The sequence below is a fragment of the Candidatus Anoxymicrobium japonicum genome, assembly GCA_002843005.1.
Classification (GTDB): domain Bacteria; phylum Actinomycetota; class Geothermincolia; order Fen-727; family Anoxymicrobiaceae; genus Anoxymicrobium; species Anoxymicrobium japonicum.
This window is the reverse complement of the sequence record PHEX01000009.1, coordinates 1-7,020: the sequence shown is the minus strand read 5'-3', so window position 1 is coordinate 7,020 and position 7,020 is coordinate 1. Positions and strand designations below refer to the sequence as shown.

The window sequence follows — 7,020 nt, the reverse complement described above, 5'->3', positions numbered from 1 at the left end:
CCCTTGGACTGAAGGGGCACAGGGTGGCGAAGGTATACCAGGATGACAGGAAGATAGTCGCCGAAATCGTCCCCAGGAAGCGCTCCAGGCCCATCTGCTGATGACGTGTTCCTCCAGCTCACCGGCAAGGAGATACGAGAAGAAGGCGCCAAAAACAACATCGCCAATTTGCGGATGATGATGCCCGGAGTCAGGAGATAACCGCGTGAAGCAAGCGACGAAAGGCCAGGCACAATCAGAGATCGAGGGTCGCCCGCTCCGCGCCGGCGCCGGGCGCGCGTTCACGGGCCTGTACATCGTGTGGCTCCGCGATCTCAAACGATTCTGGAGGGACACGCCACGAAGAATTGGCGCCTTCGTCCAGCCGCTGATTTACCTGTTTCTTCTCGGCACGGGCCTGCAGGCCGCGTTCAATATCTTCGGCGGGGGCCACGCGAAGTATGTCAAATTCATGTTCCCGGGCATCCTCGGAATGACAATACTTTTCACGTCAGTGTTCTCCGCTATCTCAATCCTGTGGGACAGGGAGTTCGGTTTCTTGAAAGAGATACTCGTCTCGCCTGTGCCACACTCGAGCATTGCCTTCGGCAAGATCATCGGCGGCGCCAGCCAAGCGATGATACAGGGCATAATCCTGCTTATTCTCATGTTCTTTCCGTTCATGTACGGATTCAACCTCGACACGTTATGGAAAGGACTTGCCCTGATACCCCTGACGTTGCTGCTGGCGATCGGGTTGACTTCGCTCGGCGTCGCGGTAGCCTCAAACATGAAATCGATGGAGGGGTTCCCGATAATCATGAACTTCCTGCTGATGCCGCTCTTCTTCCTCTCGGGCGCGATGTTTCCGTTGCAGGGGCTGCCGTGGTGGATGAACTTGCTGACAAAGATAAATCCGTTGTCGTACGGGGTGGACATGCTCCGTGGCGTGGCTTTGCGTGGCACAAACGTGACCGGCGCCGCGCCGAGCGTCTTAAGTAAAATCCCACAGAAGGCGCTGGCGCAGATGACGCCTCAGCTCAAGAGCGCGCTTTCCGCCGGTTCCACGCAAATGAAGCTTCAGGCTCAAAGATACCCCCTGTGGCTGGATCTCCTGGTGGTCATCGGGTTCAGTGTCGTTATGCTCTTCATCGCCATCTGGCAGTTCAGCAAGCAGGAGTAGTTCGCACAAGGTGATATATCGCCACCGGTGCGGTGATCATCACCATCGTCCCCATCATGGCGAGCCCAGTATCGTTGAACAGGAGCGCGACCACGCTGCCTGTCGCGATGGCGAAGAGCGCGCCGGTCCACGCGGTGTCGCTCTTCCAGCGCTCCTGCCAGATCGAGGACGGTCGCTTCATCCATAGAGAGAGCGCGACCATGAGAACTACCAGCAAAAGCGCTGGGTAGAGAACGCTATCTATCTGACTGAACAGGATGAATACCTTGCGGTTCACCATCGGAAAGACTCTTCTGGTTCCACCCGCGATGGCATGACCCGCGTGCGTATGGATGAAAAGGGCGTCAACGAGAACCATGGTGGATGTCGCCGCCAGAGTGCCGAGCGCGACAGCGGGAACTCGCCAGCCTTTGAAACCGGAAGGTGAAACGGCAAAAAAGAAAATCAGCGCGGTCGCGGCGGCGGCGATGAACCCTCCCAGGTTGGCCCCGAGCCTACCGTTCCCGACAACAAAAGAGACGGTTGCGAGCCCTGCGAGGACGGCTAAGCGCGTCCGTCGGGAGTTTTTGATCACGTCGCCCGCAAGACCGGCTATGCCCCAGAGGGCGTAGGCGATCATCATCCCGCACGCCGCGTTGTTCATGCCAAAAAACCTCATCCCATCGAGCGAGCTGGAGCCCAGAAGCGGAAAGACGAAGAACCCGCCGCCAAAGAAAAGATCCACAACCATCACCGAGGCGGAGAAGAGACATACTAGCGTGACAGGATCCAGCCGTTCGTTCTTGCGCGTGAGAAAATACGCGCCGAGACCCGCGGCCAGCGCGTAGAGCGCGCAGAAGATAATCGCGAAAAGCGCGCTGTTATATGAAAAAGCCGAGATGAGAAGGAACGAGAGAGGTGCCGCCGCGACGACGACAGACGCCGGTTTCAGGAATCGCGCAAGCGGTTCGTCCCACCTGGCGCCGCCCGGGAAAAGCAGGTAGAACAGGCCCAACAGAAAGAACAGCGTCATGCCGATCAGAAACCCCGGTATCACAAACCAGCGGGCCTTTCTGGTAACGCCAAATTGCCTGTCGAGATTCTGAATATAAGCGAGGTTGGTCTTTCCGGCCGGCGCCTTTTCGGCGGTCTTCATCACCGCGCCGATCACCTTTGACGGAGCGCCGATCCCGAAAAAGTCGAGGATCGTCGGCAGGAAGTCGGTGTTGTTCACTATTCCCGGCCTCGCCGTGCCACTGGATTTGAGCAACCCTTTTCGAAAACCTTTCCCTGAGGCAATGAAAGGTGTCGCATAGTCGCCGTTCAACCTGGCTTCCCTCGTCGCGCCGGGGGAAACGACTAAAAGCAAGGAGCTGTTCATGTCTATCAAACCCGCGAAGCCCCGCGCGAACATGTCCGCCCTGGAAAGCGCGGCGCGTCTGGCGCGCGCGAGAACATCAGGATCCATGTTGGCGCTCATCCGATCGAGGCGGCCCGTGTCGCCAGTGTCGATGACAAGGACATCTGAATTTTCAAGCAGTTTCTCTGACACCGCCATGAGGTGTGCCATGTCTGTTTCATATCCACCACGCACAGGCATGGAGGTGGTCATGAAGCCTTCGACGCGACCCCGTGGCACGATTCCCTGATCGTTGCAGGCGATCATTGGGGCCAGTCTTGTCACGCTCCGACCCGCGTCGGCGTTTCCAGCGACCGAAACGCGTTTCCCTCCTGCTGCGAGCGTTGACGAGAGAAGGCCGACGTTCTCAGCGTTGCCGGCATCCTCATTGTTTCTTATCACGCTGGAAATGCCAGGGCATACGACGGCGCCATCCGGCGCGTCGGCGCCTGTTCTCTCCTTGAAATAACGGCTGGCGGCGAGAGCGCCCCCTGCCAGGAGTTCTCCGGCGTCGAACGAGAGTCCGGCGATCCGTGATCCTCGCGAACGAACTCCCGCCCCCAGCGATACATACTCCGCCCCCACGTCCGGCTCATTGCCCGTCTCGCGCTCCGCGGTGTGAGTTGTCATGAGCGCGGATGACCACTCAGAAGCAAGTGCATCCAGGAAAGGGGTTGTCTCTAAAGTGATATCCGCGGCGCCTATCCTGTCGATGACAAGGACAACCACCTTGCCGCCGGGCGGAGGCGCGGCCGTCGCGTACCCGCCAATGAGGGAGACAAGAACCAGGACTACCGTGAGTCCGACCAGAACGCGGAAAATTATGGGATGGGGCACTAAAGCTCACTCCCCGGAGGGCACGCGCTGTATCTTCGCGCCAAGGAAAACCAGCTTGCGCTCGAAGGACTCGTAGCCGCGATCGATATACTGAATGTCGCAGACCTCCGTGACGCCGTCCGCCATCAGCCCGCCCAGCACCAGGCCGGCGCCGGCGCGAAGGTCTGTGGATACGACAGGGGCCCCGCTCAACCGCTCGACACCTGTTACTATCGCGTGGTGTTCCCTGATTTTTATGTCGGCGCCTAACCGGTTGAACTCGTCCACCACCATGAAACGGTTTTCAAATATGTTTTCAGTGATGAAAGATGTGCCCACGGCGGTCGAGAGCAGGGCAAGCATCTGGGGTTGGAGATCTGTCGGAAAGCCGGGATAGGTCAATGTGGATATTTCAATAGCGGTGATGTCGCCCGGGACGCTTACCCTCATCTCTTTGCCTGACAAATCCACCAGACAACCCGCCTCGCGCATCTTTTCCAGCACAATGCCCAGGTGTGAGGGTTCCGCGCCGGTCACAGTGACATCGCCTCCGGTCACCGCTCCCGCGATCAGGAACGTCCCCGCTTCGATCCTGTCCCCGATGACGTGGTGCTCGGTTCCCTGGAGGGAGTCAACACCGTCGACCAGAATAGTCAAGTCGCCGGCGCCCTCTATGCGCGCGCCCATGCCTGTGAGGAAACGCGCAAGGTCAACAATCTCGGGCTCGCGCGCGGCGTTCTCGATAACGGTGCGGCCATCGGCGAGACACGCCGCCATCAAGATATTCTCGGTCGCCCCGACACTCGCGAAATCCAGGCGAACACGCGTCCCCTTCAATCGCTCAGCCTCGCCTTCCACGTAACCGTGTGACACGCCGAGGCGCGCGCCCAACTGCGTCAAGCCCTTGAAGTGCATGTCGATCTGGCGGGCGCCGATATTGCACCCGCCGGGCATAGCCACGCGAGCGCGACCGTGCCTGGCAAGCAGAGGCCCCAGAACGTCAACCGCCGCGCGCAGAAGCCGCACCAGGTGATATGGCGCTTCGAGGTTAGGCGCCGTCGCCGGGGATATCTCCAGGACGCCATCCGCGAAGGCAACGCCGAGTCCGATGTTGCGGAGCACCTCGCCCATGACATGGACGTCGGCGATGTCAGGCACGTTATAGATGCGCGAAGCGCTCTCAGCCATTATCGAGGCGGCCATCAGCTTGAGCGCCGAGTTCTTAGCGCCACCGACCCCGATCGAGCCTTCGAGCCGTCGCCCGCCTTCTATGACGAACTTCTCCAAAACAGAACCTTCCGTAAAAACGCATAATGGGGTCAAACCAAATTATGCGTTTTGGGTCAGGGGTCAGGCACCGTCTACCGCTACGCGGTAGACGTTGCCAGACCCCTATTCGCCGTCTGACGCTCGATGATTTTCTTTTTTACCTTCTTGAGACGGAAGTGATCCTCGCGGGCGCGTTCGTCGAGCGCGCTGAAGATGAACTTGACCTGCGCCTGGAGCTCGGGGATGACAAAGCTCTCCAGAGCGTTGACACGGCGGTTTGTCTTCTGGAGTTCTTCGCCGAGTCGCCGCAACCTGGTCTCGATATCCGCGCTCTGGATCATGACATCAATGATCTCCTCGAACTTGCCGGCGGTCGAGTCGATTCGGGCGCCCACGCCGGTGATCGAGTATCCGCGCCCCAACTCCGTCTTGACAGCGGTCTCAGACTTTCGGATTACGGGAATCGGAACCCCCATGACGTGAGTTCCAAAAATATCAACCAGCACTTCGCCCTTGGTCGCAAAAGACACCGACTTGACTACAGTCTTTCCCTCAATAGCCTGGGTAAGCGCAAGCGACTGCTGAGCGTCCGCCGTCGCGCGCTCGAGCCGCAGTGACAGCTTCATGGTCTCATCGATAATAGGCAGAAACTCACGCAGGAGCGCGTCGCGCTTTTTTTTGAGAAGATCCATTCCCTGCTCGGCAAGCTTGATCTGCTGCCTTCGATACAGCAGTTCACTTCTGGTCGGGTTTACTTTTTCAGCCATCTGCCTTCCTCAATGCAAAAAGGGGTCAGACCCCTTTTTGCGTTATGGAGTCGGGCTCTTTTTTTGCATCGCCCGGGTAATACTGCTCGATGTACTCGAGCTTGAGCCTCTTGAGTTCGGTCGCTGGCAGCATCGACAGGAGGTTCCAGCCGATTTCCAATGTCTCCTCGATGTCGCGGTTCTCGTCGCTCTGGTTGATGAACTGATCCTCGAACTCGTCCGCGAACTTGAGGTAGAGCCTGTCGTTCTCGGATAGCGCCTCTTCCCCGATGATAGCCACCAGTCTGCGAAGGTCTGTGCCCTCGGCATAAAACGCGTACAACTGATCCGCGACCCCCCTGTGATCGCCCCTCGTCTTTCCATCTCCAATTCCCTGGTTCATGAGGCGAGACAGGCACGGCAGAACTTCAATCGGGGGGAACACGCCCTTGCGGTGCAGGTCTCTCGAGAGGACGATCTGCCCCTCGGTGATGTAACCGGTGAGGTCGGCTATCGGATGCGTGATGTCGTCGTCAGGCATAGTCAGAATAGGCACCTGAGTAATGGAGCCCTTCTTGCCCTTGATCCTTCCCGCCCTCTCATAAATGCTCGCAAGGTCGGTATACATGTAGCCCGGGTAACCACGTCTGCCCGGCACCTCTTCGCGGGCGGCGGAGATCTCCCGTAGCGCCTCGCAGTAGTTAGTCATGTCAGTCAGAATAACGAGAACCTGCATGTCGTACTCGAACGCGAGAAATTCGGCTGTCGTGAGCGCGCATCTCGGGGTGATGATGCGCTCCACCGTCGGATCTTCAGCGAGGTTCATGAAGAAGCAAACCCTCTCCAGCGCGCCCGTCTCGGCGAAAGAGCGCTGGAAGAACGAGGCCTCGCGGCGTGTGATGCCCATAGCGCCAAACACGATGGCGAACTCCTCGCCGCTCTTGACAGTGGCGTTCTTGACTATCTGGGCCGCGACCTCGTTGCCCGGCAGGCCGGAACCACCGAAAATCGGGAGCTTCTGTCCGCGCACCAGGGTGTTCAGGCCATCGATAGCGCTGATTCCCGTCTGGATGAAGTCCCTGGGATTGTCGCGCGTATATGGATTGATAGGCGCGCCACCTACCTCGATCTCTTGCTCGGGGAAAATCCTGCCGCCCCCGTCGATAGGCTCGCCCAGGCCGTTAAGGATCCTTCCCAGCATCCCAACCGAAACGCCGAGCTTGATGACTTCCCCCTGAAAACGGACAGTGCAGTTCCGCACGTCCATGCCGTGCGTCGTCCCGAATACCTGCACAATGGCAAGATCCCCGTTGAGCTCGATGACCTGGCCTTTGCGCACAGTGCCATCAGCCAGCTTTATCTCGGCCATCTCCCCAAACAAAACCCCTCGTACTTTTCTTACAAACACCAGAGGGCCGGCGATATCTCCGATGGTCTTATATTCCGCTTGAACCAACCTGTCTCGGATCATTTTTTCCTCTCCTAATCAGATCAGGGGTCTTCTCCCCTTCCCCCCAGCAAAGCGAGGGGTGTTTTCTTCGACCGACGTCCGAGTCCGCGAGCGGAGGGCGAAGAAGACACCCCGAGCGCCCCCTCTTCCCGCATATTTTGGTTTGACCCCATTATGCCTTTTCCCCCAGCAAAGCGAG

The 7,020-nt window shown here is 58.6% G+C and carries 5 protein-coding genes; 1 reads left to right on the top strand and 4 read right to left on the bottom strand.

All coding sequences use genetic code 11. The features are described from left to right. Positions 1–205: 205 nt before the first annotated feature. Entirely contained in the window at positions 206–1,162 is a 957-nt protein-coding gene (locus CVT63_01605) for an ABC transporter (GenBank protein ID PKQ28635.1), read from the top strand. On the opposite strand, the gene CVT63_01600 is transcribed toward CVT63_01605, so the two are convergent. The 4 genes from CVT63_01600 to CVT63_01585 all read right to left on the bottom strand — a co-directional run bounded on the left by CVT63_01600 (position 1,146) and on the right by CVT63_01585 (position 6,842). Next, a complete protein-coding gene (locus CVT63_01600) occupies positions 1,146–3,377 on the bottom strand; it encodes a hypothetical protein (GenBank protein ID PKQ28634.1) in 2,232 nt (743 codons plus the stop codon). The genes CVT63_01605 and CVT63_01600 overlap by 17 nt on opposite strands. A 6-nt stretch (positions 3,378–3,383) precedes the next feature. Continuing rightward, on the bottom strand, positions 3,384–4,643 hold the full coding sequence (gene murA / locus CVT63_01595) for a UDP-N-acetylglucosamine 1-carboxyvinyltransferase (GenBank protein PKQ28633.1): 1,260 nt from the start codon (positions 4,641–4,643) through the stop codon (positions 3,384–3,386). Between the two features lie 80 nt (positions 4,644–4,723). After that, positions 4,724–5,392, bottom strand: coding sequence for a V-type ATP synthase subunit D (locus CVT63_01590; GenBank protein PKQ28632.1), 669 nt, complete (start codon positions 5,390–5,392; stop codon positions 4,724–4,726). A gap of 25 nt (positions 5,393–5,417) precedes the next feature. Next, on the bottom strand, positions 5,418–6,842 hold the full coding sequence (locus CVT63_01585) for a V-type ATP synthase subunit B (protein ID PKQ28631.1): 1,425 nt from the start codon (positions 6,840–6,842) through the stop codon (positions 5,418–5,420). Positions 6,843–7,020: the final 178 nt, after the last annotated feature.

Coding starts and splice junctions, on each gene's coding strand:
- CVT63_01590 (PKQ28632.1), bottom strand. CDS start 5,392: ATGGCTGAAAAAGTAAACCCGACCAGAAGTGAACTGCTGTATCGAAGG.
- CVT63_01585 (PKQ28631.1), bottom strand. CDS start 6,842: ATGATCCGAGACAGGTTGGTTCAAGCGGAATATAAGACCATCGGAGAT.